We start from the raw sequence: 25438 nt of genomic DNA on the forward strand, positions 1-25438 counted from the left end.
CGTGTTCGCGCGCAGGCGGCGGCGCGTCGCCTGCCGGTTCAGCGGGCGTTCTCGATGATCAGGGAACGGACCAGGCGGCAGGTCGTGTTGGAGGGCGGGTGCACTCCGATCCAGGCCGCGGTGGTGCGGATGGTGCGGTTGCGGGCCCGCTCCGGAGTGTAGACACCGCCGTCGAGCAGGGCTATCGCCAGGCGCATGGCTTTCAGGCGGCGGTTGTGGGCTTCGTACCACTCGCGCGGGAGGCCGGCGGGCAGCGGCTTCTTGGCCATCGGCGTGCGGCGGACCACGCGGCGCGCGGCGGTCTTTCCGTACGCGGTCGTCGTGGCCTTCGCGGCCTTGGTGGCCGGCGTGGTCTTCTTCGCGATCGCGGTGCTCGTGGGCAGTGTGGCCACGGCCATCGGCAACCTCCTGGGACAGCGGAGAAGCAGTCCTGGACTGCTTCCTTACTGCCTCCAATTTTAGTGCCGACCACTGACAAAGCCGCCTGGTCAGGGAGTACTTCGGGGGTGGGGGACCGGGGGTCCGGGAGGCTCGTGGGGTGGGGGGCGGGGAGGTTTTCGGAGAGGTGTCCGGAGTGACTTCCGGGGTGGCTCTCGGGACGGCTTACGGGGTGGCTTTCGGGGTGGGGTTCTGCCGGGTGTCGGGGCCGGCGGTCGGCAGGGCCAGTCCGTTGCCGGAGCAGCGCACCGTCCAAGGGCGGCCCTGGCTCTCCGGCTCGTACACCCGGACATCGACCTGGGTGGCCGGGCGGCCGCCGGGGAGGGCGGCGTGGGCGGCGGTGCACGCGATCTGGTGGATCGCCGCCGCCTCCATCCGGGCCACCGGTGTCGGGAGGTGGACGCTGACGGCACCGGTCTCGGGGACGGCGGTGAGCCGGCCTGGCATCGGCGGTACCACGCTGACCAGCCCGCGCGCCTGTTCGGCGGGGGTGGGCCCCTTCATCAGCAGGTCCAGGGCTTCCTGGGGGCCGACCGGGCCGTCGGCCGGGCGCGCGGCGGCATGGATGCCGAGCGGGGAGAGGAAGAAGATCCGGGCGGTGTAGGTGTCGGTGCCCGGCTGCCGGATGCCCTGGGCGGGGGCGCCTGCCTGGACGTAGCCGGTGGGGGCGATGCCGCAGCCGGTGAGGAAGAGGGCCGGTACGAGGAGGACCGTGACGAAGAGCACCAGGTAGGAGGCGATGACCGAGGAGGCCGGCGCCGCTCGGGTCGGGCTCCTCATGGGCGGTCTCCGGGGGTGGGAGGGGCTGGAGGGACAGGAGAGGTGGGAGAGGTGGGGGCGGGGTCGGAGGTCGTTGGGTCGGGGGCCTCTCGCTCAGGCCCCCGGCCGCGCTCAGGCCCCGGGTCGCACTCAGGCCCCGGGCCCACCGGTGGATCCAGTGGCAGCTCCACGGTGAACACCGCTCCCCCGCCCGACGCGTTGGCCGCGCGCAGCGTGCCCCCGTGCAGTCGTACGTTCTCCATCGCGATGGCCAGGCCCAGGCCGCTGCCGCTGGAGCGGGCGCGGGCGGCGTCGGCCTTGTAGAAGCGGTCGAAGACGTGCGGGAGGGCCTCCGGGTCGATGCCGGGGCCCTGGTCGGCCACGTCGATACGGAGCCGTCCCGGCGTCGTGTCCGCCGTCAGCCGTACGGGGGCGCCGCCGTGCCGCAGCGCGTTGCCCACCAGGTTGGCCACGACCACGTCCATACGGCGTGGGTCGAGGCGGGCCCGCAGGCCCTCGGGGAGGCCGGTCTCGACCTGGTCCTGCCAGCCGCGCAGGTGGAGGGTCTTGCGCAGGGCGACGGCGACGTCGATCTCGTCGAGGAGCAGGTCGGCGGCGCCCGCGTCGAAGCGCGAGACCTCGATCAGGTCTTCCACCATGCGGGCGAGCTTGGTGGTCTCGTCGCTGATGAGACGCACCGCGTCGGCGGTGTCCGGGTCCAGCCGGCCCGCGTCCTCGTCCAGGACCTCGGTGACGGCGGACATGGCGGCCAGGGGGGTGCGCAGTTCGTGGGAGACGTCGGCGGCGAAGCGCCGTGCGTTGGCCTCCATGCGGCGCAGTTCGGCGTCGTCCTTCTCCAGGGCGCGGGCCATCTCGTTGAAGGTGACGGTGAGGTCGGCGAGTTCGTCGCGGCCGGTCACCGGGGAGCGGGTGTCCAGTTCGCCGGAGGTGATGCGTTCGGCGGCTTCGCGCAGGCGGCGTACCGGCCGCAGTACGCGGCGGGCGGCGAACAGCGCGGGGACGACGGCCAGCGCGAGCGCGGGCAGTGCGCCGGCCTGGGCGGCGGTGACCAGGGCGGAGATGTCGGCCTGCTCGTCGTCGAGGGCGAACTCGGCGTAGACGATGAGGCCGGAGGGCTTGGTGTTGCCGGGCGAGGAGGGAGAGGCGGAGGGGGAGGGTGAAGGGGCGGGGGAAGGCGAGGAGGAGGGGGCGCCGGGTGTACTGGTTGTCCGGGATGCGCGTTCCCGGGTGCTTGAGGCGGTGAAGTCCACCGGCATGCCGATCGCGAGCCAGGGCTGCCCGCCCCGGTCGACGCGCTGGAAGATGGGCGCGTGGTGCTGGCGTACGGCGGCGCGCAGACCGTCGGTGACCGCGCTCCCGGGCCCGCGCCCCGGCACGCCCCCGTACCCGGTCTCCCCGCGCCCCGGCACGCCCCCGTCCCCGTACCCGGCCTCCCCGCCCTCCCCCCGCCCCGCCTGGCCGCCCTCCGCGCGCCACGGCCCGGGGGCGACCGGCCCGTCCTCGTACTGCGCGTACGTGTGCCAGTTCCGGGAGCCGCCCGCCCGGTCGAGCTGGACGACGAGGTTCTGCAGGTCCTCGCGTTGCGGCGGGAAGGGCAGGTCGGGACCGAGGGACTGTAGTTGGGCGCGCAGGTCGTGCACGGCGGTGTTCTGCGTGCGGGCCAGTATCGCCGTACGGGCCTGCCGGAAGGTGAGTGCCGCGGTGATCAGCGCGCTGAGCGCGGAGACGACGAGGAAGCCGACGATGAGGCGGGTGCGCAGCCCGCGCAACCGGGTGTACGCGGCGGTCAGTCGTCCCCTGCCCCGCGCCGGTGTGGTCCCGCGCCGGGACGGCCCGGTGCTCACAGCGGTCCGAAGCGGTAGCCGAACCCCCGTACCGTCTGGACGTACGTGGGCGCGCGCGAATCGTCCTCGATCTTGGCGCGCAGCCGCATCACGCACGCGTCCACCAGCCGCACGTCCCCGTAGAAGCTGTGCTCCCAGACCTGTTCGAGGAGCTGCTGGCGGCTGAAGACCTGGCCGGGCGCATCGGAGAGGAAGAGCAGCAGCTTCAGTTCGGAGGGGGCGAGTACGAGTTCGTGGCCGTTCTTGGTGACCAGGAGGGCCGCGCGGTCGATGGTCAGCGCGCCGTACGCCGTGGAAGAAGAGGAGGGGGGCGGCGAAGCCGCGGCCACGGAATCCGCCTGCCGCGTCCCGTCGCCGCGCCCCTCCCCCACCACCCGCCGCAGCACCGCCCGCATCCGCGCCTGGAGCACTTCGCCGCCGGCGGGTTTGACCACGTAGTCGTCCGCGCCGGCCTCCAGCCCCACCACCATGTCGATGTCGTCGCCGCGCGCGGACAGGATGATGATCGGGATCTGCTGCGTCTCGCGGATGCGGCGGCACACCTCCAGTCCGCTCATGCCGGGCAGCATCAGGTCCAGCAGCACCAGCTCCGGCCGGAAGCGGTCCAGGGCGAGGAGTCCGGTCTCGCCGCTGGCCGCCGTCTCGACCTCGTGCCCGCGGCGGCGCAGCGCGAGGTGGACGCCCTTGCGTACGGCGGGGTCGTCCTCGATGAGCAGCACACGGGTCATGGGGCGGGTTCTCCGAAGCGGTGGCCGGGCGGACGCTCGTCGAAAGCGTACGGCGGGGGCAGGGGCTGACCATGGTGCGTGCCGTTCATGACGTCGTGTCGCGCATCGTGTGAGGAATTGATGACGGATGGGGCGAGCCGCTGACGACGGCGACCGTCCTGGTCCGGCGGTTCCCGGGGCCCGGGGCGGTCGCCGGTAGCCGGTGCGCGGGGCGGCAGCGGACGCCCCCGCCCCGCTGTCCCGCTACCTCTCCACCAGCTCCGCCTTCAGCCGCTTCTTGTCCGGCTTGCCGACGGACGTGAGCGGAATCGTGTCCACCTGGTGCACACCGCTCGGCGCGTACATCGCGCCCTTGTGCGCCACCACGAACGCGGTGATCGCGGCGGGGTCGACCGTGCGTCCCGGCGCGGGGACGACGGCGACGTGCACCTCTTCCACCTCGTCGGCGGTACGGACGCCGAAGACCGCGCAGTGCGCGACGTCCGGGTGGGTGTGCAGCAGATCCTCCAGCTCACCCGGGTAGACGTGCCCGCCCACCACGATGACCATGTCCTTGACCCGGTCCATCAGGTAGAGGTAGCCCGCGTCGTCCAGGTAGCCGACGTCGCCGGTGCGTACCCAGCCGTCGCGGATGACCTGTGCGGTCAGTTCGGGCTTCTTCCAGTAGCCGGTCATCATGCCCTCGGAGCGGACGTACACCTCGCCGCTGGTGTCCGGCGGGAGGCGGTGGCCGTCCTCGTCGCGGATCTCGACGGTCACGCCGGGTACGGGCCGGCCGACGGTGATCTGGCCGCCCTGCCCGGTCCGGCCGTGCTCCTCGGGGCTCATCTCGGTGAGCAGCAGGGCCTCGGACTGGCCGTACCAGCCGTAGAGGACCGGGCCGAGGAGGTCGAGTCCCTGCCGCAGCCGGGCGGGGGAGGCCGGGCAGCCGCCATAGGTGATGCGGGTGAGGCTGCTGAGGTCGGTGGTGGCCAGATCGGGGTGGTCGAGCAGGTGGTAGAGGAGGGGCGGCAGCAGCCACATGTGAGTGATGCGTTCGCGGGCGACCGCGGCGAGGACCGCGCCGGCGTCGAAGCCGTCCTGGAGGACGACGCTGCCCCCGGCGGCCAGGGTCATGTCGGACAGTTGTCCGGCCAGATGGGCGAGCGAGGTGCAGGCCAGCAGGCGGGGCGGGTCGCCGGCGGACGCGAAGGGGTACGCGACCGCTTGCGCGTACGGGCGGTGCGCCATCTGGATGCCTTTGGGGACACCGGTCGTGCCGCCCGTGTAGCGGATGCACCAGTCGTCGTCGGGACGGGCCGCGCTCTCGACCGTACGGCCCGACGGGCGGGCGGCGGCCGCGGCGGTCAGGTCCTCGGCGTCCAGGGCGCCGGGGTCACCGGGACCGAGCAGCAGGACCTCCGGCGCGGCGCCGTCCAGATGGGCGAGCAGTTCCGCGGCGGGCTTGGCCGATTCCGGACCGACGAGGAGCAGGACGGTCTCGGCGCTCTCCACGACGCGCGCCTGGGTCTCCGGGGCCTGGCCCTCGTACAGCAGGACGATCCTGGCGCCCAGCAGGTTGACGGCGTACCGGGCGGACAGTGCTTCCGGCCGGTTGCCGGACAGCATCGAGACGGTGTGGCCGCGCCCGATGCCGCGGTCGGCCAGTTCCGCCGCCGTGCGGTGCACGCTGTCGTGGAACTCCGCGGCGGTGATGTCCTGCCCCGCGGAGGTGGTCAGCACCCGGCGGTCCGGGTGGTCCGCCAGTTCCTGGAGAATGCTTTCGACGTAACTCGTGAACGCCGTCATGAGCTGCGCCTCCTTGTCGTACAGCGCACCGGCGCGCGGCGCGGCGTGCGTGCGGATGGGGAATACGTGCGGATGGGGAGCGCGAAGGGCGCGAGGACGACGTTAGGCGGGATCTCTCATGCCTTCCAAGACCAATTCCGGCATGTAGCGATACCGGGAAGGCATAAGGGGAAGGCGGCGCGGGGGCGGATGCCCGCCGTGCGCGCGGGTCGCCCCGCATTCGCCGCGGTACGAAAATCCCCCGTCGCCACGCGTTGTCATACCTTCGGCCATTTCTTTCTCCCCCGTTACGGTGAGGAAAGGGACGGGGCCGCCGATTAACGTGGACGACTCGTCACTCCATGCCCGTAACGCGGTTTCGCGGGGAAGAGAGCTTTTCGTGCGTTCCAACATGCTGTTCGGAGGCGTGTACGGAACGGTGCTCGCCAGTGCGCTGCTGGCCGCCCTGCAGAGCGAGGGAACGCCGTTCACGCCCGTGTACGACGCGCTGTGGGTCCTGGTCACGGCCGCCACCGCGGCGCTCGCGCACGGCTACGCCCACCACATGTCCACCCACCGCGGCGACAGCGCGGGCCACCGCTGGTACGCGCTGGGGCACCGGCTGATCGACGAGTGGCCGCTCGTCGTCGCTTCGCTGCCCACCGTGGTGCTGCTGCTGGCCGCCGGGGGCTGGGGCTGGCCCGAAGGGCCCACCACGGCGGCCGGGCTCGCGCTCAACGCGACGCTGCTGTTCGGCTGGGGCACGGCCGCCGCGCTGCGGATGGGCTACCGCAGGCGCGGGGCAGCGCTCATCGGGGTGGCCGACGCCGCGCTCGGGCTGCTGATCGCGGTGGCGAACGCGCTGATCAAATGAGGGGCGCGGCGCCCTCCCCGGACGCTCCCCCGCCCGCTGGGACCGCGCCGCCCGCCGGGCCCTCTCCACCCGCTCCCAGCGACGCCTCCGCCGCCGCCAGCACCTCCGTCACCCGCAGGCCGAACCGTACGTCGCAAGAGTGCCGTTCACCGGTGCGTACGGCGGTGAGCAGCGCGTCCACGGCACGCGCGTACGCCACGTCCGGGCCGTCCTGACGGCTCGGGAGCACGGTGGTGCCCGAGGCGCCGTGCAGCGTGACGGAGACCCCGGAGGCCGCGCGCGGGGCGGTCAGGCTGACGGTCGCCGAACTCGCCGCGCCGCCCGCGTGCCGCAGCGTGAGCAGCACGGTGTCGCCGGGGCCCCGGGCGGCCGTGACGTGTTCCGCGTCCCCGAGGGCGGGCAGCAGGAGGGACAGCGCGTGCGGGCCGACGTCCCACAGGGCGCCCTTCTCGCGGCGCCAGGGGGAATCCACGTACGGGCTGTCGCTGTCGGCCGCGAAGACCGAGCCGAGCCAGTCGGCGTGCGCGGTGAACCAGCCACCGGCCGCGGCCGCCCGGTCGGTCCACTCCCCCTCCGCGACGCCGAAGCGCGCGGTGAAGAACACGACGGAGGCGACGCCGGCCCGGTCGGCGGCGTCGACCACCGCGCGCGCTTCGGCGACGGTGGTGGCGACGGGCTTGTCCAGGAGCAGGTGCCGGCCGGCTTCGGCGGCCCGTACGGCGAGGTCCGCCTGGACGGACGGCGGCAGCGCGACGGCGACGGCGTCGGTGTCGGCGAACAGGTCCTCGGGGCTCGCGTACGGGCGGGTGCCGTGGCGCGCTGCCAGCTCGGCGGCGGCTTCCGGGCGTCGTCCCCAGACACCCGTGAAGGAGATGCCGGGGTGGGCGGCGAGGGCGGGGGCGTGGACGCGCTGTGCCCAGGGGCCGGTGCCGAGGAGTCCGATGCGCAAGGTCGTCGTCATGCCCGCCAGTGTGCCCCGCTGCGCAAGGGCGCCTCCGGACGCCGGCATGTGGCGCGAAGCCGACGCGTCCTCCCGGCGCCGAGCCGCCCCGCGCACCGTTGCACTCCACAGCATCGGACCGCCCCGCACACCGCTCCCCGCCCCCCACCGGCACCCCCGGCACGCCCGCATCCGTGCATCCCGCCCCGCATCCCCGCATCCCGCGCCCGCGCGCACGACGCGCGCGTCGTGGCGCGCCGCGCACCGGCCCGCAAGGGCCGGCCGGGCCCGTTCCCGGTGCGGAAGTTCTCCGTGGCCGGGCCGTCCCGTTTTCGCGGGAGATCTCGTGCTGATGGCGGGGCAGTTCGGGACGGATGACGTAGCAGAGGGCCATCCGCAAGAATTCGCCGCATCTTTCGTTGTCCGGCTCCCGGGACCGCAGTACAAGGAGAGGACTCCTTCGAGGAGAACTCCCACCGCGCACCGCGAGACCCGAGAGGCCCGGTGACCAGCAATGCCGATCGAGTTCCACACCGCTGTCTCGAACGAGCCGGAGGAACAGCACGTCGTCTACACCGCTGAGGAGTTGGCCGTACAGCAGCCGTCCGAGGGGCCGCAGGGCGACGCGGCCAGGGCGACTGCCGACGGCCTGGAGAACGTACGGGGCTACAACCGCCCCGAGGGCACGCCCGAGCAGCTCTGGCAGCCGCCGACCGCGGTGCTGCCGGACATCGGCGAGGCGTCCTTCGGCCCGCCCCCGGTCGCCGCCGAGACCGTGCACGGCCCGGACGACCGGGTGCAGATCACCGACACGTCCGTGTACCCGTGGCGGGTGCACTGCTCGTTGCTGATCACCGCGGCGGACAACTCCCGCTGGATCGGCACCGGCTGGTTCATCGGCCCGCACACGCTGGCCACCGCGGGGCACGTCGTCTACATCAAGAACAGCGGCGTCGCCGGGCGCGACGGCTGGGTCAAGAGCATCAACGTGATGCCGGGCCGCAACGGCAACACCCTTCCGTACGGCGTCGTCACCAGCACCAGCTTCCGCACGGTCAACGGCTGGGCCAACAACGGCGACGAGAACTACGACTACGGAGCGATCATCCTGCCCAACAACCTGGGCAACACCACCGGCTGGTTCGGGTTCGGCGTGTGGTCCGACGCCGACCTGCTCAAGACCGTCGGCAACATCTCCGGGTACCCGGGCGACAAGCCGGCCGGTACGCAGTGGTACGACGCGCGCGGCGTCGCCTCCGTCGGTCCGCGCAAGGTGTACTACGACATCGACACGGCGGGCGGCCAGAGCGGCAGCTCCGTCTACCACTTCTACAACGGCGGCCGGTACGGCATCGCGATCCACGCGTACGGCGGCGCGGTCACCAACTCGGGTACGCGGATCACCACGCCGGTGTACAACAACTACGTGGCGTGGAAAGCCTGACCGACCGGCAGCAGGAAACGAAAGGTCCCGGTATGGCGGTGATCTCCGGAGTCGTGGTGGACGCGGACGGCCGGCCCGTCCCGGACGCCCGGGTGTACCTCGCCGCGGGCCCCGGGTCCTTCCCGGACGTGGCCGCGCTCACGGACGACGAGGGGCGCTTCACCCTCTCCGCCGGCACCGACGGCGGGTACACCGTCGAGTGCCGGTCGGAGCGGGGCGGCGCGTCACAGGTCGCCGGGACCGCGGTCACGGTGCGGGGCGGGTCGGCCGACCCGGTCGAGATCCGCCTCGCCTGAACCGGGGCCGCGGCACGCAGGCCCCGGCGCCGCGGCCGGTACGGCCCGCGGCCGGGGATGATGGAGGGCATGAAAGCGCCCTCCGCCTACGCCCCCTGGCTCACCCCGCTGTACGTCGGCGCCGTCCAGCTCGGCGCGTACGCCACCGCGCGGCTGCCCGCGCGGGAGCGCGCCGAGCTGCTGCGCGCGCACTCCACCAACGTCGACAACCTGCGCGCGGGCCGCTGGCGGACGCTGGCCACCAGCGCCGTGTTCGTGGAGAGGCCGCTGCCCGTCCCGTACGGACTCGCGCTGCTCGCGGCGCTCGGCACGGCCGAGGCGGCGTGGGGCACCCGGCGCGCCGCCGGGATGTTCGCCGCCGGGCACATCGGCGCCAGCGTGCTCGTGTACGGCGGGCTGCGGGCAGCCAGGGCGCTGTCCCACGACGCGGTCACGCCCGACACCGAGCGCGCGGTGGACGTGGGCGCGAGTTACGGCTTCTACGCCACGGTGGGCGCGCTCGCCGTCTCCGTACCGCACCGCGGCGCGCGGGCGGCGGCCACCGCGGGGGTGCTGGCGCTGGGCGTCGGCCCGGTCCTGGCCCGGCGGCGGGACTTCACGGACGTGGGGCATCTGACGGCGCTGCTGCTGGGGATGGGCGTGGCGGCCGCGTTCAAGGTCCGCCACCGGGTGGCCGTCCCCCTGCGCCTCCCGTCCCCCGCCGCCCCGCGCGGCCGCGGTACCGCCGACCCGCGCGGCCGCCGTACGGCCGCCCTGCTGCGCCGCCGTGCAGCAGCACCGCGTCGCCGTCCGTTCCGTACCGGTCCGCAGGCCGCGTGAGGGACAGATCAGCGGCTGTCTGATTGAATGGGGGCATGGCCAGCCTTACCGACACCGCTACGGGTCGCAGTGACCTTGAGCCCTTCTGGCCGTCCCGGCAGGGACATCACTTCGACCGTCTGTGTTGCCGCGCGCACTGAGCGCGGGCCCGCACACGCCTCTCAGACGCCTTCCAGCGCGTCTCCAGCCCTGCCCGCGCGCACGACGTCCACCGACGCCCCTCTGCGCGAAAGAGCTGACGATCATGACGAACGTCCGTACCATGCCTGCCGCTTCCGCCGCCTCCGCCTCGGCGACGGCCACCGCCCCTCCCGTCCCCACCGTGCCCGGCAGGCAGCGACAGCGCTTGCGCGCCGTGGCACCCGACGAGCTGCCGCCGGTCGCCGACCTGCTCACCTCCGGCGCCACCTGGCTCCCCGCGCCGCAGCACAGCCTGCCGGAACTCCCGGGGCAGCCGGCGATGGTCGGCTACCTCGTGCTCGTCCCGGCGGAACAGGCGCCGGCCGCGGCCACCGCCGCCGCGCGGCCCGTGACGGCCGGGGAACAGGCAGCCACAACCGCCGCCACGACCGGTGACGCGAACGTCCGTATCGACCCCGAGCAGCGGACCGTGCACGTCCACGGCCGGGCCCTGGAACTGACGTACCTGGAGTTCGAGCTGCTCGCCCACCTCGTGGCGCACCCGCACCGGGTGCACACCCGCGACCAACTGGTGACCACGGTGTGGGGGTACGGGCACGTCGGCGACGGCCGTACGGTCGACGTGCATGTCGCCCGGCTGCGCCGCAAGTTGGGCGCGGGCCTGCGCTCGTCGATCGTGACCGTACGGCGCGTCGGCTACAAGTACGTGCCGAGCGCCTGACCGGTACGCACGGGGACGGGCCCTGTGATGACGGCCGCGCGGGCGCGTTCCGCCAGCGCGCGCCGGTCGTGCGCGCCGGAGTGCGGCAGCAGCGGCGGGTGCACGGTGACGCGGACCGTCAGGCCGCTCGCGCCGAGCACCCGCCGTACGGAGGACAGGAACTCCTCGTCGCCGAGGAAGCCCGCGACCGTGCTGGGCAGCCCGTGCTGCTCGTACGCGATCGTCACCGGCCGCACGGGGGCGCCCGCGTCCAGCGCCGCCTGGAAGGTGGCCCGCCGGAAGGCGCCGTACGCCACCGAGCACCAGGTGGTGGCCTGCGGGAACGCGGCCACCGACCGTCCGGAGCGCAGCAGCTCCGCCAAGGACGCCACGGTGGCGGGCAGTTGCCGTGGGCTGTCGCGGTCGATGAAACGGGTTCCGGCGCGGCGGGCGAGGGTGCCGACCAGCGGCCAGTCGCCGACCTCGCGCTTGGCGAGCAGGGTCACCGGCTCGACGGCGAGCAGGGCGGGGATGTCCAGCCAGGAGATGTGGTTGGCGACGACGAGGGTGCCGCGAGGGCGCGCCACCGGGACCGAGAGGCCCGCCGCGCCCGCCGCCGTCCGCCCCGTCCCGGCAGCTTCCCCCGCCTGTCCTGCCTCTGCCGTCTCTCCCGCCTCCCCTGTCTCCGCCGTCTCGATGACGAGCCGCACCCCGACCGAGCCCAGCACCGCACGGGCGTGGGCCCGCAGCCGCGCCGGTTCGGCCATCCGCTCGCCGTCGCGCAGCGCGCGGCCCGCGGCGTGCGCGAAGGTGGCGCAGCGCCGGGCGGTCTCCGTGAACGGAACGCGCGGCACGGCGTGCGCGGCACAGCCCGTCGTGCACCCGGACCGTACTTCCCAGGTACTCACGCCCGGCTCCCGGACGGCTGGGCACCCAGGAAGAAGCGGCGGTACCGGTCGTTGAGGCGCTCCATGTCCAGCACGACGAAGAAGTCGGCCACATCGAACTCCGGGTCGTGCGCGGGCGGCCCGCACACCCAGGCGCCGATCCGCAGGTAGCCACGGAGCAGCGGCGGCAGCAGCGACGGGTTCGGCCGCGCGTCCGGTCCCGGTCCTTCGGGGCGCCACGGCCGGTGCGGGGAGACGCGCAGCCCGGGCGGCGCGGCGTGCCGGGTGCGGCCCAGCTCCCAGGCGGCGGCCGCGGCCGCGCCGCCGTCCCCCAGCGGTACGGAGGCGCAGCCCGCCAGGTAGCGGTGCCCGGAGAGCAGGGTGTAACGGGCCAGCGCGGCCCACATCAGGTTGATCACGGCGCCGCCGCGGTGGTCCGGACGGACGCAGGAACGCCCGGCCTCGATGAGCGAGGGGCGCAGCGCGGCCAGTGCCGTCAGGTCGAACTCGCCGTCGGAGTAGAGGCGGTCGCCGCGGCCCGGCGGCACCAGCCGGTAGGTGCCGACCACGTCACCGGTCGCGGTCTCGGTGACGATCAGGTGGTCGGCGAGGTCGTCGACGGGGTCGATGTCGTGGCCCGCCAGGGGCGAGTGCAGAGTGGCGCCCAGCTCCTCGCCGAAGACCTGGTGGCGCAGGCGCTGGGCTGCGCGTATCAGGTCCGGCGTGCCGGCGATCGAGGTCTCGTACGCGGTCGGCGGGGTGGCCGGTGCGGGGGTCGGCGTGGGGGCCGGGGCGGGGATCGGCGGGGTGGGCGGCGTGGCGGCGGACACGGTCGCGGGGACGCTCATGGGGCTCTCCGTCCGGGGAAGTCGAGACGTGGTGAGGCCGGCAGGGGTCACGGGTGCGGGAGGAGACATCGGGGGCACGGGCACGGGCACAGACGCGGGAACGGGCACGGGCACGGACAGCGCGGAAGGAGAAGCCGGGCCGCCGGTCACGGTGGTGCCAGCTACACTCCCGTCGGGGGGCGACACCCAGTGACCTGGTCTTCTCCACCCGGCAGACTGTTCCCGTGCCCGACGTCCGGGCGCGTGAAGCGCAGGGAGCGTACGGATGAGGGTCCGCCGAACACTGGTTGCCGCAGCCCGGGGGGTGGGGCTCGCCGCCGTCTCGCTGGTGGGGTCGGTCCTGCTCTTCTCGCTCACCCTCATCTCGCTCGCCCTGCTGCCGATCGGCCTCGGCTGGCTGACCCTGCCGCACGTCGTGCGACTGACCCGCCTCTTCGCCGACCAGCGGCGCGCGTGGGCGCAGGACTGGGTGGCGACCCGCATACCGGCCGGCTACCGGCCACCACCCGCCCGGCAGCCCGGCCTGCCCGGTGTGGTGCAGCGCTGCCAGCACGTACTGACCGACCCGGCGACCTGGCGGGAGCTGCTGTGGCTGCTGGTGGACATGGTGGCCGGGCTCCTCACGGCGCTGCTTCCGGTCCTGCTGATCGTGTTCGGTATCGAGGGATTCGTCATCCCGGTGCTGGTCTGGAGCGGGATGGACCTCGGCGGCCAGACGTACGGATTCCTGTACGCCTCGGACCCGGTGCAGGTGGCCCTCATGCCGGTGCTGGGCGCGGCGGCACTCGCCGCGTCCCGCTTCAACCCGAAGCTGCTCGCCCTGCACTTCCGCCTCGCCGCGGTGTTCCTCACGCCGCCCAAGGCCGAGCTGGCGGCCCGCGTGGCACGGCTCACCGAGACCCGGCACGACGCGGTGGACGCCTCGGCGGCCGAACTGCGCCGCATCGAACGCGATCTGCACGACGGCGCGCAGGCCCGGCTGGTCGCCATGGGCATGGACCTGGGCACCATCGAGGCGTTGATCGAGCGGGACCCGGCCAAGGCCAAGGAGCTGGTCGCCCGCGCCCGTACGTCCTCGGCGGAGGCGTTGACCGAACTGCGCGACCTGGTGCGCGGCATCCACCCGCCGGTCCTCGCGGAACGCGGCCTGGACGACGCCGTACGGGCCCTGGCCCTGCGGATGCCGCTGCCGGTGGAGGTGACCGGGCGGCTCCCGGGCCGCCTGGAGGCGCCGGTGGAGTCGGCCGCGTACTTCTCGGTGAGCGAGCTGCTCACCAACACCGCCAAGCACGCGGACGCGGCGCGGGCGTGGGTGGACCTGGAGTACACCGACGGGCGGCTGCGGCTCACCGTCGGCGACGACGGCCGGGGCGGCGTGGTCCTGCCGCCCGCGGACGGCGCGGGGGTGCCCGGCCAAGCAGGTACTCGATCACCCGGCCGGTCCGGTGCGGGACTGCCCGGCCGGCCCGGTACACACTCCGGCCTGCGCGGACTCGAACGGCGACTCGGTACATTCGACGGCATCTTGGCCGTCAGCAGCCCGGCGGGCGGCCCCACCCTGGTCACGCTGGAGATCCCGTGCGCGTTGTGCTCGCCGAAGACCTCTTCCTCCTGAGAGACGGTCTGATACGGATGCTGGAGGCATTCGACTTCGAGATCGCCGCCGCGGTCGACAACGGACCCGACCTGGCGCGGGCGCTGGCCGAGGAGCAGCCGGACGTCGCGGTCGTCGACGTCCGGCTGCCGCCCTCCCTCACCGACGAGGGCCTGCAGTGCGCGCTGGCCGCCCGCCGCGCCCGGCCCGGCCTGCCGGTGCTCGTCCTCTCCCAGCACGTGGAGCATCTGTACGCGCGCGAGCTGCTGGCCGACGGCACCGGGGGCGTCGGCTATCTGCTCAAGGACCGGGTCTTCGACGCCGAGCAGTTCATCGACGCGGTACGGCGGGTGGCCGCCGGCGGAACGGCCATGGACCCGCAGGTGATCTCCCAGCTGCTGTCCCGCCGGTCCCGGGACCGGCCGCTGGCCCGGCTGACGCCGCGGGAGACCGAGGTGCTGGAGCTGATGGCCGAAGGGCGCTCCAACACGGCCATCGCGGCCAAGCTGGTCGTCACCGAACGTGCCGTCGCCAAGCACACCTCCAACATCTTCGGGAAGCTGGCACTGCCGCCGTCCGACGACGACAACCGCCGGGTCCTGGCGGTGCTGGCCTACCTGGACCGGGACTGAACCCACCCGCCCCACCGGGCTCCTGTAGCACACCTCGGAGGACCGCTGGAAGCTCATCCGGCCACCGCGTACGCTGACGGTCCGTACGCAGACCCGTACGGACCGCGAGCGAGGAGTTCACCGTATGAGTGCCGCAGCCGACAAGGAGTGGCTCTACGCCCTCGACATCTCCGGCGCCACCTGGCAGCGCGCCCCCGGCGAGTCCGAGGAGGCGGTGGAGATCGCTTTCCTGGAGCAGGGCGCGGTGGCCATGCGCAATTCCAAGGAGCCGGACGTGGTGCTGCGGTACACCGAAGCGGAGTGGCGCGCGTTCGTCCTGGGCGCCCGGGACGGCGAGTTCGACCTCGACCGCGCGCAGCGCCCGGAGTAGCGGGCCCGCGGCGGTACGGGCGGGGCCCCGTACCGCCGCGCAGGGGCGTGTGCCGCCGAGCGAGGGGGCACGCGACGGGCGAAGTGACCATCCCACGATTCACTCGTTTCACGGAACGTGGAGCAGCAGCAGGCAACAGCAGCCCGTCCGGACGGCCCTGGCGTCCCGGCCGCCTTCGTCGGTGTCGATCAGGCCGAGGCGGCCCTGGTCGAGCAGTATCCGCGGCTGACGCGCCTGGCCTACCTGGTCCTGCCGCCCACGCTGGGGCGCAACCGGCGTGTCCTGACGGCGCATTCGGTCGTCCAGCGCGCGCTGCCGCGCAAGGACACTCCCGCACAGCTCCCTGCCCTGCCGTCCCAGCGCCGCCCGGTCACCGACCCCGGCTACGCGCTGGTCCGGCTGCGCGTGCTGCGCGCGGCCCTGGCAGCCGAAAACCCCCGGGTACGGCTGCCGTTGCTGCGCCGCGAGGTGCCCGTGCCCCCGATGCCGCCGCTGCTGCCGCAGGTCTGGGGCCTGCGGCTGTTCCCCCGCTCCGGCGGCATGGAAGAACTCACCCTGTACCGCGCGCTGTCGGCACTGCCCGCACCGGCCCGCGCGGCGTACGTGCTGCGCGCGCTGGAGGGCCTGGGTGAGGCGGACGTACGGGCGGTCCTGGAGGCGGCCGGGGCCGAGGACGTGCCGGGCGCGCTCGCCGCGGCGGCCGGTACGGCACCGGCGGCGGGCGGCCGGGACCGGTCGCTGCTGGAATCCGCCGAGTTCGACCCCTGTGCCCTCCAGGCCCGGCCCACCGACCTCCTGCGCCGCCGCAGGCACGCGCGCACGGCGCTGGCGGGGGCGGCGGTGCTGGTGTGCGGTGCGCTGCTGACCGTGCCGGGCGGCGGGCGGGGCCCCGATGGCGCCGCGGCTCCCCCGTACGCCGAGAACGCGGCAGCGCGGGCCGCCCTGGACCCCGCCCAGGTGACGCGTTCCGCCGCCGGTACGTGGCGGAACGCGACGCGGCGGGACCTGTCGGCCTGGCCCGCCCGGGGAGACCGTACGCACGACCGGGCGCTGCTGCGGCGCGCGCTGGCCGTGTGGGCCAGGCCCGGCCCGGACGTGCGGGTCTCGGCCACCCCGGGCACCGCCAAGGGCCCCGCGGCCGGTCCGCCGCAACTGCTCTACGCGGGCGTGGCGGACCGTGCCGCGGTGGTGCTCCTGTACGACGGACTGCGCGTGGTGCGCTACGCCGAACCGGCGGACGACCCCGACGGGCCGGGCGGCGTGGCACTGGACTTCGCCCGCGCGGACGGCGCGGACGACACCTCCGCCACGGCCTTGGTGCTCAGCCGCGCGGACAGCAACGTCCGCTATCTGACCGCCCCCTGGACCGGGCACGCCGAGCTGGCCGACCTGCTGGACCCCACCGGCGCGGCCCGTCCCCTGCCTCTCGGCGAGGACGGTACGACCGGCCCCGTACCGACGCCCGCGCGGGCCACCGCCTGCACGGCCTGGCAGGCCCTGCGGCTGGACGGCGGCCTCTTCACCGACCTCGGCGAACTGCTCCCGGCCCGGCTGACGTCCGGGCCTCCGGACCGGACCGGCGCACCGGACGGACCGCAGGCGCGTACGGCCTGGGCGCGCACGGCGTGCCACCTCGGCGGGCTGCGCGGCCATGGCATCCGTACGGTCAACTCCTGGGCGTTCGCACAGCAGCAACTGCCCGCCGGGGGCGGTGCCGCGACGTGGGTGTGCACCCGCGCCGAGACCTGGCGGGGCGCGGGCAGCCGTACCTTCGCCCAGGTCCAGACGCCGCCCGCGGGCGGCCGACGGTACGCGCCGGGCACGGTGGTGGCGCGGTCCGAGGGTGGCCCGGGGTGCGGCCCGCGTGAGCCGTGGGCGCTGGCCGGGGTCCTGTGGAAGGCGCCCGGCGGGCAGTGGTGGCTGGTGGCCGCGGGCAGCGGACAGCTCACGGAGGTCGGCGCGAGCGGCGGGATCACCGGTCGCGCGGCGGGCTCGCAGTTGGCCGTACCGGCCACGGCGGGCGCCCGGGCGGAGCTGTCGGGGCGGCTGCGGAGCGGCGGGCGGGTGACGGGGCTGCGGTAGCCCTGGGCAACAGGTGGCGCCGGGGGAAATCCCTGCCCGGGGCCTGTTGCCGATCCCGTACCCGCCAGTACATTGACGCCATGTCTAATACGGCCTCGTTGCGGCCCCGGCCGGTCGCGTCCGAGCACACCCCGCTGAGGGCACGCAACGTCGCCTTCGACTGGGCGGACACCCCTCTGCACTGGATACCCGGCGACCCGGACAGCACCCACACGATCAACGTGCTGCACCTGCTGCTGCCCGCCGGCGAGCGCTGGTTCGTGCACGTCTACAAGCAGGTGCTGCCGCAGATCCGGGACGCGCGGCTGCGGGAGGACGTGATCGGGTTCATCGGCCAGGAGGCGATGCACTCCCAGGCGCACGACGACGTGCTGCCGCACCTCAAGCGGCTCGGCCTGGACCCGACCCCGTACACCGCGCAGGTCGACTGGCTCTTCGAGAAGCTGCTCGGCGACCGCACCCTGCCGCCGGGGCGGGCGAGCCAGTGGTGGCTGATGGAGCGCGTCGCGATCATCGCCGCCATCGAGCACTACACGGCCTTCCTCGGGGACTGGGTGCTCAACGCGGAGGCGCTGGACGCCAAGGGCGCCGATCCGACGATGCTGGACCTGCTGCGCTGGCACGGTGCCGAGGAGGTCGAGCACCGCTCGGTCGCCTTCGACCTCTTCCTGCACGTGGACGGCGGGTACCGGCGGCGGGTGCGGACCTGGGCCACCGCCTTCTCCGCGCTCGTCTTCCTCTGGCAGCGCGGCACCCGCTTCTTCATGGAGAACGACCCTTCGCTGCCGGACGGCAAGGCCAGCTTCAGGGAGTTCTTCCGCGCGGGGCGGCAGGGCGTCCTGCCCGCTCCCGGCGCCATGGCCCGCTCCATCCCCCAGTACCTCAGCCGCACCTACCACCCCTCGCGGTACGGCAGTACCGAGCAGGCCGCCGCCTACCTGGCCGGCTCCCCCGCCGCGACCGCCGCCGAGAACCGCCCGGTACCGCACCCGGCACCGCACCCGACACAGCACTCGACAGGAGCCGCCTGAGATGCCGCCCCTCCCCCGGATACGTACGGTCCTGGTCGCCGCCGGAGCCGCGCTGGTCGTCCAGCGGGCCCTGCGCCGGCGTATCGGCCGGTCGCCGCTGTGGCCGATGCCCGCGCTGGAGCAGCCCGTCTCCGGTCAGGGCCGGGGCCGCTCCGGTCCCCTGCAACTGCTGGTCGTGGAGCGCGCGGAGGAGGCCGAAGGCGTCGTACGGCTGCGCCTGGAGGGCGACGGCCTGCCGGGCTGGGAGCCCGGGGCCCACCTCGACGTGGTCCTGCCCTCGGGGGCCGTACGCCAGTACTCGCTGTGCGGCAGCCCGGCCGACACCGGCTCGTACACCATCGCGACGCGGCTGATCGAGGACGGCCGGGGCGGGTCGCGCGAGGTGCACGAGCAACTGCACGAGGGCACGACCGTCGAGGTGCGCGGGCCACGCAACCGCTTCCGGCTGGAGGAGTGTCACGCCTACCTGTTCATCGCGGGCGGCATCGGCATCACGCCCATCCTGCCGATGCTGCGGCAGGCCGAGTCCGAGGGCGTGCCGTGGCGGCTGGTGTACGGCGGGCGGTCGCGCGCGTCGATGCCGTTCCTGGCGGAGATCGAGAAGCTGGCGGGCGCGGCGTCGGACCGGGTGACGGTGGTCGCCGAGGACGAGGACGGCCTGCCCGACCTGGCGGGCGCGCTCGCCGACGCGCCGCCGCACGCCGCCGTCTACTGCTGCGGTCCCGATCCGCTGATGGACGCCGTGGCCGGGCTGCTGCCGCGGGGGGCGCGCGGACTGACCCTGCACACCGAGCGGTTCGCGCCGGTCGCGGCGCCGGCGCCGGGCGAGGACGCGGAGTTCGAGGTGGAGCTGCGGCGCACCGGCCGCACGGTCACCGTCCCGGCGGACGGCAGCGCCCTGCGCGCCATCCGCGAGCAGGCCCTGCCGAACCTCCCGTACTCCTGTGAGCAGGGCTTCTGCGGCACCTGCCAGCAGCGGGTGGTCTCCGGCGAGGTCGATCACCGCGACGAGCTGCTCACCGACGCCGAGCGGGACGACTCGATGCTGATCTGCGTCTCGCGGGCCCGGGGCGGACGTCTGGTGCTCGATCTCTGACGTCCGTCCGCGGGGCCGGGGCCCCGCCGTCCGGCCTCCGATCGCTCGATTCCGCGGCGCGTCCCCGGTCGTTAGGGTGTGCGCATGACCAACGGGGCGCGCCGCAGGATGGGTGTCGAGGAACGACGCGAGCAGTTGATCGCCGTGGCGCTCGGCCTGTTCAGCCACCGGGCACCGGAAGAGGTCTCGATCGACGAGATCGCCGAGGCGGCCGGTATCTCCCGGCCGTTGGTCTACCACTACTTCCCGGGCAAGCAGAGTCTGTACGAGGCGGCGCTGCGCCGGGCGGCCGACGAACTGGCCGCCCGCTTCGTCGAACCGCACGAAGGGCCGCTCGGCGCCCGCCTGCTCCGCGTGATGGAACGGTTCTTCGACTTCGTCGAGGAGCACGGTCCCGGCTTCTCCGCGCTGATGCGCGGCGGTCCGTCCATCGGCGCGATGGAGGCCGTGGGGTCCGGCCGGACCAGCGCGATGATCGACGGGGTGCGCCAGGCCGCGTACGAGCAGATCCTCTCCCACCTCGGGGTGGAAGGGCCCGCTCCGCGCATGGAACTGGTGGTCCGCTCCTGGATCTCGCTCGCCGAGACCACCGCGCTGATCTGGCTCGACAGCCGCGCCATCCCGCGCGGCGAACTGGAACGCCAGTTGGTCCACGACTTCGCGGCACTGGCGGCGGTGAGCGCCGCGTACGACGAGGGGATGGCCGCGGTCCTGGGCCGGGTGCTGGCCGACGAGCCGTCCGACGGGCCGTTCGGCGACCTGCTGACCCGGCTGATGGCGCTGGCGCCGCAGCCGTCCTGAGGCGGGCGGGCCCGGGCCGGCGCCGCTGCGGCACAATCCGCGCATGGACATGATCACCTTCCGCCTCGCCACGGACACCGGAGCCGACGTGGCCGCCCTCGTCGCGCTCTACGACGGCGCCGCCCGCTGGATGCGGGGCCGGGGCATCGACCAGTGGACTCCGGGCGAGCGGGACGCGGAGCACTTCCGGCTGCGGATCGAGCAGGGCGAGGTCTGGTTCGCCGAGGTGGGCGGGGAGGTCGCCGGTGCCTGGGAGCTGTGGTGGGAGGATCTGCCCGCCTGGGGTCCGCAGCCGCCCGTCGCGGGGTATCTGCACCGGCTGATGGTCGACCGCGACCGGGCGCCGGCGGGCACCGGTCGCGCGATGCTGGCCCGTGCCGAGCGGCGGATCGCCGAGGCGGGCCGTCCGTTGAGCCGCCTCGACTGCAAGTCGGGCAATCCTCGGCTGCGGCCGTACTACGAGGGTGCGGGCTACCGGGTCGTCGGCGAGCAGCGGGCGAAGGAGGGCTCGGACGGGAGCAGGTACACCGTCACGCTGCTGGAGAAGCGGGTGCTCTGACCAGGGGCGTAGGCGCGGGCGCAGGGGGCGTACACCCGGCGCACTTCACCGGCGCGCGCTGGTCCGGCGTGCAACCGGGGCGGGTTGTACGGCCCTTTGTCCGGCGCCGCCAGGGCTTTCGGACAATTCCCGGACGGCGCACAGTGGTGTCACCGGGGCCTGAGGGCACGGGATCACGGGGGCCCATGGAGTCCGCTCCGGCGGACGGATGGGGGAACCATGGGGGACGATCCACGGGGGAATCAGGCCCCGGAACCGCCGTCGGCGGACGGGCCGTCCATGGGCAGGGCGGCCCATGGACGGCCCCACACTGCGGCGGCCGCGTGCGGCGGCCGCCCATGAGCAGGAGGGCCATTCACCGCCCGGCGAACACCGCGACCGTCCGCGCCGGGACGCCGAACGTCCCCGTCCGCTTCTCGTACGAGGCCGTCTTCACCACCGGGTCGGCGCCGCGCGCCTGCACGCGGTGCAGGCCGTACCGCTCGCCGGCGAGTGACGGCAGGCGCTGGAGCTGCCGCTGCGGCGTCGCGTTGAAGACCACGACCAGCTTGCCGAGCCGCATGGTCACGACGCCGGGTGTCTCTTCCGTCCCCGACAGCGGGAAGGAGAGCGCCTCCTGCACGGCGGCGGCGCTGTCCAGCCCGAAGACCGGTTCGGTGGCGTGGATACGGAGCAGGTCGCGGTAGGCGGTGGAGGCGGCCTTGATCGGCTTGCAGCCGGGGCGCAGGGCGGGGTCGGCGAGCAGGGGCCGGGCGTACGGCCATGCGGCCTTGTTCTCGGCGGCGGGCGGCAGTCCGCGTCCGAAGCCGTTGCCGTCCCGGCAGTTCCAGTGCAGGGCGTTGAACCAGTCGCCGCTCTCGTAGGAGTTGCGGTCCAGTGACTTGGAGCGGAGCAGGTCCGTCCCGGCCTGGGAGAGGGCCGGGCCCTGGGAGAGCGCGGCGGTGGCCAGGGCGACGACCTGCATACGGGCGCGGTCGGCGGCCGGGGTGCCCGGCGGGAGTTTGTAGGCGAGGGCGTCGTAGAGCGTCTCGTTGTCGTGGGCGTCGGCGTAGGCGAGGGCGTCACCGGGGGCGGCGGCGTACCCGGCCGGGCTGCCGTTGTAGTCGACGTCCGCCCCCTTGACCGTCCGGCCCGAGGTGTCGGTGAAGGTGTAGTCGGCGAGGTTGCCGGTGAGGCCGACCTTGAGCAGGTCCTGGTAGTGGAGCAGGCGGGCGCGCTGTTCGGCCGGGGTGCCGTTGGCGGGCGAGGCGTTGGGGTCCGTGTGGAGACCGGAGGCGAAGCCCTGGACGCGCGGGTCCGCGTCGAAGGGCCCGCCGCCGCGTACGGCGTCCCGGGCGCGGTCGTTGAAGGTGGCGATTCCGGTGCCCGCCATGTTCCGCTGGGTGGCTTGTACGAAGCGCGCGTCGTCCGCGACCTCACCGAAGTTCCAGCCTTCCCCGTACAGGACGACCGCCTTGCCGTCCACGCCGTCCTTGGCGGGGGTCAGCGCGTCCAGAGCCTTGCGTACGGCGAGGATGTTGGCCTTCGGGTGGTGTCCCATCAGGTCGAACCGGAAGCCGTCGATCTTGTACTGCCGGGCCCAGGTGACGATCGAGTCGACGACGAGCCGGCCCATCATCGTGTGTTCGGGCGCGGTGTTGGCGCAGCAGGTGGAGGTGGCCACGGAGCCGTCGTCCAGCAGCCGGTGGTAGTAGCCGGGCACGATCCGGTCCAGTACGGACAGCGCGTCCTGGCCGCTCGCGGCGGTGTGGTTGTAGACGACGTCCATGACGGTGCGCAGTCCGGCGGCGTTCAGGCCCTGCACCATGCGGCGGAATTCGCCGGTCCGGGCCCGTGGCGAGTCGGGGTCGGAGGCGTACGAGCCTTCGGGCACGGTGTAGTGGAACGGGTCGTACCCCCAGTTGTACGCGTCGCGGGCGGCGGTCTTGCCGACGCACTCCTGCTGCCGCTCGGAGTCGGCGGGCAGCGCCGCCAGGTCGCAGTCCGGGCGGCTCTGGTCGGAGCGCCGTTCCGGGATGGTCGCGATGTCGAACGCGGGCAGCAGGTGGACGTACGAGGTGCCGGCGTCCGCGAGGGCCTTGAGGTGCCGCATGCCGTCCGAGCGGCGGTCGGTGAAGGCGAGGTAGCTGCCGGGGTGGCGCGAGGTGCGGTCCTCGACGGAGAAGTCGCGAAGGTGCAGTTCCTGGATGCGGGCCCGGTTCAGCGGCACCGCGGCGGGTTTCTTCAGCCGGTCCCACCCCTTGGGCGCGAGGCGCGGGTCGGCGAGGTCGACGACGAGGCTGCGGGTGGAGTCGGCGGTCAGGGCGGTCGCGTACGGGTCGGTGACCTTGTTCGTGACGAAGCGGCCGACGGAGGGCGCCCAGACGGTGACGACGTACCGGTACGGCTTGCCCGCCCAGCCGCGCGTGCCCCGCGCCTGCCACACGCCGCTCGCGTCGTCCCGCCGCATCGGGACCGTACGGCCGTCGAGTTCGAGCGCGACGGTGCGGGCGGTCGGTGCCCAGACGGAGAGGGTGGGGCGGCCGCGCCGGAAGACCGGGCCGAGCGGTGTCCCCGCCGCGGCCGGGGCGTACAGGTCGTCCAGTACACCGGGGAGCTGTACGCCGGTGCTGACGCGCCGCCCGTCGGCGTCCGGCTGGACGGCGACGAGCCGGTCGCGCAGCGCGGTGAAGGTGAACCTCCGGTCACGCGGGTCGACGGCGAACGCCGGGAAGTTCCGCAGGTGCGGATACGCGGCCTGCTCGTCCGGGGTCAGGACGCTGGGCGTGAGCCGTATCCGCTGAACCCCCCGCCCCTCCCCTTCCGCCCCGAACTTCAACTGGGCGTCCGCCCGCCGGGCGCCTTTCCAGACCAGGGTGTCGCGGTCGATCCACTGCGCCGCCGCCGTGGCGGGAGCCGGTGGCGGTGCGGCGTTCGCGGGGGGCGGGGCGGGCAGGACCGCCGCGCACAGGGCCATGGCCACGACTGCGACGGTACGGCGGAGGGTGCGCCTCACGTAAGGACTCCTTCAGGACGTTCGGGACGTGCCGGGCGGGCCGGGGCGGGGTGGCCGGCGGCCCCGGCCCGCCGCCTCGGACGACGGGCGCCGGGCGCGGGACGTCGGGCGTCGGGCGTCGGTCAGCCGCAGCTACGCGCGCCGACGTGCAGCGCCAGCGCCGTGTTCGGGGCGACCGTGGCGGTGAAGCGGCCGTCGCCGTCCACCGTCACCGGCCTGCGGCTCTGTACGTCGCAGTACGGGCCGGCCGGCAGCCCGGTCTGGAACGTGCGGGTCAGCGCGCTGCCCTCGTGGTTGACGACCGCATAGCCCTTGTCGCCGCGCCCGAAGGCGATGGCGTCGTTGCCGTTGTCCCACCAGTGGGTGACGGCCGTGCCGTGGGTCGCGTTGCGGAAGGCGACCATGCTGCGGATCTCCGGCCAGTTGTGCTGGCACTTCCAACCGTCCTGCCAACAGCCCTCGACCGTGCCGCCGTTGGGCGGCCCCGCGTCATGGTCGGAGAACTCGTACCCCGAGTGCACGTCGGGCGCTCCGTACGGCCAGGCCAGCATGAAGACGTTGGCGAGGGTGTAGTCCGCGCCGTCCTTGTAGCTGAGTGTGGAGCCGTTGCGCTCGGTGTCCCAGTTGTCGACGAAGACACCGGACCGCGCGGAGGGCAGGTAGGCCCAGCCCTCGCCGAAATTCTTCAGGTAGGCCAGCTTCTCGTTCTGGAACACGCGCTTCAGGTCGCGGCCGTACCGAAATTCCTGTACGTCACCGTTGCCCAGGTACTCGGCCGGGGAGACGGCTTCGCCCTCCCCGTATATCGCTTCCTGCTTCCAGTAAACGGAAGGGTCCTTCAACTGCCGCTTGATCGCGGCGAGATCTTCCGCCGGCATGTGCTTCGCCGCGTCGACGCGGAACCCGTCCACACCGAGTGACAGCAGGTCGTTCAGGTACGTGGCGATCCGGGACCGGACGTACGGCTCGGCGGTGTCCAGGTCCGCCAGGCCGACCAGTTCGCAGTGCTGCACGTTCCAGCGGTCGCGGTAGTCCGTGATCCGCCCGGTGCAGTCGTCCATGTCCTGGCGCTGATAGGTCCCCGGGTAGTCGTACTTCGTGTACGACGAGCCGCCGGTGCCGGTGCCCGAACCGGCCGACATGTGGTTGATCACCGCGTCCGCGACCACCTTGACCCCGGCCGCGTGACAGGTGTCCACCATGTCCTTGAAGGCCGCCCGGTCACCGAGCCGTCCGGCGATCTTGTAGCTGACGGGCTGGTACGAGGTCCACCACGGGCCGCCCTGGATGTGCTCGGTGGCCGGCGACACCTCCACGAAGCCGTAACCGGCGGGCCCCAGCGTGTTCGCGCACTCCTTCGCGACGGACTCGTAGCGCCACTCGAAGAGTTCGGCGGTCACGTCCTTCACCCCGGGGGGCGCCGCGTTCGCGGGCTGCGGCGGCGGCGCGAGGACGGCCGCCGCCGCACCGGAGAGAAGCGCGAGCGCGGCGGCCACGGGTCTGCGCGCGGGGTGCCTGCGGCGGGTGGGGGCCATGGTTCCTCCTGAGGGGGTGGGAGGTGTTCAGCCGTTGTTCTATCCGCCGTGGTTGATTGTTGCAAGAGTTTGCGCAAGAGATTGCAGCGGCGTTACGGCGTGCCGGTGCCACGGCGCCCCGGCGGTCCCCACCACCAAAGCGCCGCGCCCGGCGGGGTGTACAGCCTCGCGGCCGCACGTACCGCCGGGCGTGGAGGTCGATGGTGCTCCCGATGGAGCGCCGGTACCGTCGGTGGC

The 25438-nt window shown here is 73.8% G+C and carries 23 protein-coding genes; 13 read left to right on the top strand and 10 right to left on the bottom strand.

What is annotated here, in order from left to right:
* Nucleotides 1-38: 38 nt before the first annotated feature.
* The 5 genes from ACZ4QV_RS25270 to ACZ4QV_RS25290 form a co-directional block, all read right to left on the bottom strand.
* On the bottom strand, nt 39-398 hold the full coding sequence (locus ACZ4QV_RS25270) for a hypothetical protein (protein WP_361634804.1): 360 nt from the start codon (nt 396-398) through the stop codon (nt 39-41).
* Nucleotides 399-603: 205 nt separating this feature from the next.
* The gene (locus tag ACZ4QV_RS25275) at nt 604-1218 is read right to left on the bottom strand and encodes a hypothetical protein (RefSeq protein WP_361634807.1); all 615 of its coding nucleotides are present in this window, start codon (nt 1216-1218) and stop codon (nt 604-606) included.
* Nucleotides 1215-3062 (bottom strand): sensor histidine kinase, encoded by a 1848-nt coding sequence (locus ACZ4QV_RS25280; protein WP_361634810.1) that lies wholly within the window; start codon nt 3060-3062, stop codon nt 1215-1217. Before ACZ4QV_RS25280 ends, ACZ4QV_RS25275 begins: the two co-directional genes overlap by 4 nt.
* Entirely contained in the window at nt 3059-3790 is a 732-nt protein-coding gene (locus ACZ4QV_RS25285; RefSeq protein ID WP_361143207.1) for a response regulator transcription factor, read from the bottom strand. The genes ACZ4QV_RS25280 and ACZ4QV_RS25285 overlap by 4 nt, the downstream gene beginning before the upstream one ends.
* Nucleotides 3791-4033: 243 nt before the next feature.
* Nucleotides 4034-5578: an AMP-binding protein gene (locus ACZ4QV_RS25290; RefSeq protein ID WP_361634813.1), complete on the bottom strand. Its 1545-nt coding sequence runs from the start codon at nt 5576-5578 to the stop codon at nt 4034-4036.
* Nucleotides 5579-5957: 379 nt separating this feature from the next.
* Between ACZ4QV_RS25290 and ACZ4QV_RS25295 the strand changes: the two genes are divergently transcribed.
* Nucleotides 5958-6431: a hypothetical protein gene (locus ACZ4QV_RS25295; protein ID WP_331787454.1), complete on the top strand. Its 474-nt coding sequence runs from the start codon at nt 5958-5960 to the stop codon at nt 6429-6431.
* Here ACZ4QV_RS25295 and ACZ4QV_RS25300 read toward each other — a convergent pair.
* On the bottom strand, nt 6424-7392 hold the full coding sequence (locus ACZ4QV_RS25300) for a Gfo/Idh/MocA family protein (protein WP_361634816.1): 969 nt from the start codon (nt 7390-7392) through the stop codon (nt 6424-6426). The two genes, ACZ4QV_RS25295 and ACZ4QV_RS25300, sit on opposite strands and share 8 nt — an antisense overlap.
* Nucleotides 7393-7885: 493 nt before the next feature.
* Here ACZ4QV_RS25300 and ACZ4QV_RS25305 point away from each other — a divergent pair, with 493 nt between their 5' ends.
* The 4 genes from ACZ4QV_RS25305 to ACZ4QV_RS25320 all read left to right on the top strand — a co-directional run bounded on the left by ACZ4QV_RS25305 (nt 7886) and on the right by ACZ4QV_RS25320 (nt 10792).
* Nucleotides 7886-8815, top strand: coding sequence for a trypsin-like serine peptidase (locus ACZ4QV_RS25305; protein WP_361591195.1), 930 nt, complete (start codon nt 7886-7888; stop codon nt 8813-8815).
* A 32-nt stretch (nt 8816-8847) separates the two neighbouring features.
* Nucleotides 8848-9111 (top strand): carboxypeptidase-like regulatory domain-containing protein, encoded by a 264-nt coding sequence (locus ACZ4QV_RS25310; RefSeq protein WP_030019856.1) that lies wholly within the window; start codon nt 8848-8850, stop codon nt 9109-9111.
* Between the two features lie 69 nt (nt 9112-9180).
* Nucleotides 9181-9930, top strand: a complete 750-nt coding sequence (locus tag ACZ4QV_RS25315; protein ID WP_361143218.1) for a rhomboid-like protein — start codon at nt 9181-9183, stop codon at nt 9928-9930.
* Nucleotides 9931-10174: 244 nt separating this feature from the next.
* Nucleotides 10175-10792 carry a winged helix-turn-helix domain-containing protein gene (locus ACZ4QV_RS25320; protein ID WP_467763434.1) on the top strand — a complete coding sequence of 206 codons (618 nt, stop codon included), beginning with the start codon at nt 10175-10177 and terminating at the stop codon, nt 10790-10792.
* Here the strand turns inward: ACZ4QV_RS25320 and ACZ4QV_RS25325 are convergent.
* Both ACZ4QV_RS25325 and ACZ4QV_RS25330 read right to left on the bottom strand, forming a co-directional pair.
* Nucleotides 10768-11679: a lysophospholipid acyltransferase family protein gene (locus tag ACZ4QV_RS25325; RefSeq protein WP_467763435.1), complete on the bottom strand. Its 912-nt coding sequence runs from the start codon at nt 11677-11679 to the stop codon at nt 10768-10770. The genes ACZ4QV_RS25320 and ACZ4QV_RS25325 overlap by 25 nt on opposite strands.
* Nucleotides 11676-12506 carry a GNAT family N-acetyltransferase gene (locus ACZ4QV_RS25330; RefSeq protein WP_467763436.1) on the bottom strand — a complete coding sequence of 277 codons (831 nt, stop codon included), beginning with the start codon at nt 12504-12506 and terminating at the stop codon, nt 11676-11678. The genes ACZ4QV_RS25325 and ACZ4QV_RS25330 overlap by 4 nt, the downstream gene beginning before the upstream one ends.
* Nucleotides 12507-12771: 265 nt before the next feature.
* Between ACZ4QV_RS25330 and ACZ4QV_RS25335 the strand changes: the two genes are divergently transcribed.
* From ACZ4QV_RS25335 to ACZ4QV_RS25370, 8 genes are all read left to right on the top strand, one after another.
* Nucleotides 12772-14121: a sensor histidine kinase gene (locus ACZ4QV_RS25335; protein WP_361616208.1), complete on the top strand. Its 1350-nt coding sequence runs from the start codon at nt 12772-12774 to the stop codon at nt 14119-14121.
* Nucleotides 14085-14732 carry a response regulator transcription factor gene (locus ACZ4QV_RS25340; protein ID WP_361143232.1) on the top strand — a complete coding sequence of 216 codons (648 nt, stop codon included), beginning with the start codon at nt 14085-14087 and terminating at the stop codon, nt 14730-14732. The genes ACZ4QV_RS25335 and ACZ4QV_RS25340 overlap by 37 nt, the downstream gene beginning before the upstream one ends.
* Nucleotides 14733-14856: 124 nt before the next feature.
* Complete coding sequence (locus ACZ4QV_RS25345; protein WP_361143235.1) at nt 14857-15102, top strand: DUF397 domain-containing protein; 246 nt, start codon at nt 14857-14859, stop codon at nt 15100-15102.
* Nucleotides 15103-15219: 117 nt separating this feature from the next.
* Entirely contained in the window at nt 15220-17184 is a 1965-nt protein-coding gene (locus tag ACZ4QV_RS25350) for a hypothetical protein (protein ID WP_361881790.1), read from the top strand.
* A gap of 80 nt (nt 17185-17264) precedes the next feature.
* Nucleotides 17265-18215 carry a metal-dependent hydrolase gene (locus ACZ4QV_RS25355; protein ID WP_361143241.1) on the top strand — a complete coding sequence of 317 codons (951 nt, stop codon included), beginning with the start codon at nt 17265-17267 and terminating at the stop codon, nt 18213-18215.
* Between the two features lies 1 nt (nt 18216).
* The gene (locus tag ACZ4QV_RS25360; protein WP_361143243.1) at nt 18217-19311 is read left to right on the top strand and encodes a PDR/VanB family oxidoreductase; all 1095 of its coding nucleotides are present in this window, start codon (nt 18217-18219) and stop codon (nt 19309-19311) included.
* Between the two features lie 84 nt (nt 19312-19395).
* Nucleotides 19396-20112, top strand: coding sequence for a TetR/AcrR family transcriptional regulator (locus ACZ4QV_RS25365; RefSeq protein WP_361143245.1), 717 nt, complete (start codon nt 19396-19398; stop codon nt 20110-20112).
* Nucleotides 20113-20155: 43 nt separating this feature from the next.
* On the top strand, nt 20156-20671 hold the full coding sequence (locus ACZ4QV_RS25370) for a GNAT family N-acetyltransferase (protein WP_361143248.1): 516 nt from the start codon (nt 20156-20158) through the stop codon (nt 20669-20671).
* A gap of 355 nt (nt 20672-21026) precedes the next feature.
* Here ACZ4QV_RS25370 and pulA read toward each other — a convergent pair whose 3' ends face one another.
* Nucleotides 21027-23666: a pullulanase-type alpha-1,6-glucosidase gene (gene pulA, locus ACZ4QV_RS25375; RefSeq protein WP_467763437.1), complete on the bottom strand. Its 2640-nt coding sequence runs from the start codon at nt 23664-23666 to the stop codon at nt 21027-21029.
* A gap of 122 nt (nt 23667-23788) precedes the next feature.
* Nucleotides 23789-25201, bottom strand: coding sequence for an alpha-amylase (locus tag ACZ4QV_RS25380; RefSeq protein ID WP_361143251.1), 1413 nt, complete (start codon nt 25199-25201; stop codon nt 23789-23791).
* Nucleotides 25202-25438: the final 237 nt, after the last annotated feature.

The sequence above is a fragment of the Streptomyces sp. NPDC026394 genome (assembly GCF_055567735.1).